This is a genomic window from Oceanobacter sp. 4_MG-2023, from assembly GCF_030689165.1.
GTDB lineage: Bacteria > Pseudomonadota > Gammaproteobacteria > Pseudomonadales > Oceanobacteraceae > Oceanobacter.
This window is the reverse complement of sequence record NZ_JAUYVV010000058.1, coordinates 1-1,796: the sequence shown is the minus strand read 5'-3', so window position 1 is coordinate 1,796 and position 1,796 is coordinate 1. Positions and strand designations below refer to the sequence as shown.

Genomic DNA, 1,796 nt, shown 5'->3' with positions numbered 1-1,796 from the left:
GATGATTCCGCGGATATTTCTGGAGGTGTGACTTTCTCGCTCTCTGGCGACGATGCGGCGTACTTCAGCATCAACTCCGCTACAGGCGAAGTGACTTTGTTGGCGGATGCCGACTACGAAACCAAACCAAACTACAGCTTTACCGTCACCGCCACCGATGGAGCCGGTAACCACACCGATCAAACCGTCACCCTGGCGGTCAATAACCTCGATGAAGTCGCACCGACGATTACCTCTGGTGATACCGCGACTGCTATCGATGAAAACAGCGGTGCCGGGCAAGTGGTGTATACCGCTGTTGCTGATGACTCTGCTGATATTTCTGATGGCGTGACTTTCTCGCTCTCTGGCGACGATGCAGCGTATTTCAGCATCAACTCCGCTACAGGCGAAGTCACCTTGTTGGCCGACGCTGATTACGAAACAAAAGACAGTTACAGCTTTACCGTCACAGCTACTGATGGGGTTGGTAACTTTACCGATCAGACCGTCACTCTGGCGGTCAACAACCTGGATGAAGTGGCACCAAGCATTACATCTGGCGCTACTGCCACTGCGATTGATGAAAACAGCGGCGCCGGGCAGGTGGTGTATATCGCTACTGCCAATGACTCTGCTGATATTTCTGATGGCGTAGTTTTCTCGCTCTCTGGCGACGATGCGGCGGATTTCAGCATCAACTCGGTAACCGGTGAAGTCACCTTATTGGCCGACGCTGATTACGAGACCAAACCAAGCTACAGCTTTACTGTTACAGCCACCGATGGGGCCGGTAACCACACGGACCAAGCCGTCACCTTGGCGGTCAATGATCTGGATGAAGTGGCACCGACGATTACGTCTGGTGATACCGCGACTGCCATCGATGAAAACAGCGGTGCTGGGCAAGTGGTGTATACCGCTGTTGCTGATGACTCTGCTGATATTTCGGATGGCGTAACGTTTAGCCTCAGTGGTACTGACGCGTCTTACTTCACCATTGATACCAATACTGGCGAAGTGACTTTGTTGGCTGATGCCAATTACGAAACCAAGTCCAGTTACAACTTTACTGTAATCGCCACCGATGGAGCTGGTAACTTCACTGATCAGACCGTCAGCCTGGCGGTGAATAACCTCGATGAAGCAGCGCCGACGATTACCTCTGGTGATACCGCGACTGCCATCGATGAAAACAGCGGTGCTGGCTCGGTTATTTACACAGCGATTATCGATGACTCCGCGGATATTTCGGATGGCGTAACGTTTAGCCTTGGCGGCACTGACGCGGCTTACTTCTCGATTGATGCCAGCACCGGTGAAGTCACCTTGTTGGCCGACGCCGATTACGAGACTAAACCAAGCTACAGTTTTACTGTAACTGCCACCGATGGGGCTGGTCACTTCACTGATCAGACCGTGACGCTGGCGGTCAATGATCTGGATGAGTCAGGACCGGTCTTTAACTCCGGCACGTTGGCGGATGCCATTGATGAAAACTCTGGCGCCAGCTCGGTTATTTACACCGCAGCGACCGATGACGCGACAGCGGTTTATAGCCTCTCGGGGGCTGATGCGTCACTGTTCAGCATTAATTCAGCCACCGGCGAAGTGACGTTATTGGCTGATGCCGACTATGAGACCAAGTCCAGTTACAGCTTTACCGTCACCGCTACCGATGGGGCTGGTCACTTCACTGATCAGACCGTCACCCTGGCGGTCAATAACTTGGATGAAGCAGCACCGACGATTACCTCTGGTGATACCGCCACTGCCATCGATGAAAACAGCGGTGCCGGGCAAGTGGTGTATACCGT

At 53.2% G+C, this 1,796-nt stretch carries 1 protein-coding gene; it reads left to right on the top strand.

All coding sequences use genetic code 11. From position 1 onward, the window contains the following. Positions 1-1,796: cadherin repeat domain-containing protein (locus Q8W24_RS16715; RefSeq protein WP_305476026.1), on the top strand; the 1,796-nt coding region annotated here is incomplete at both ends.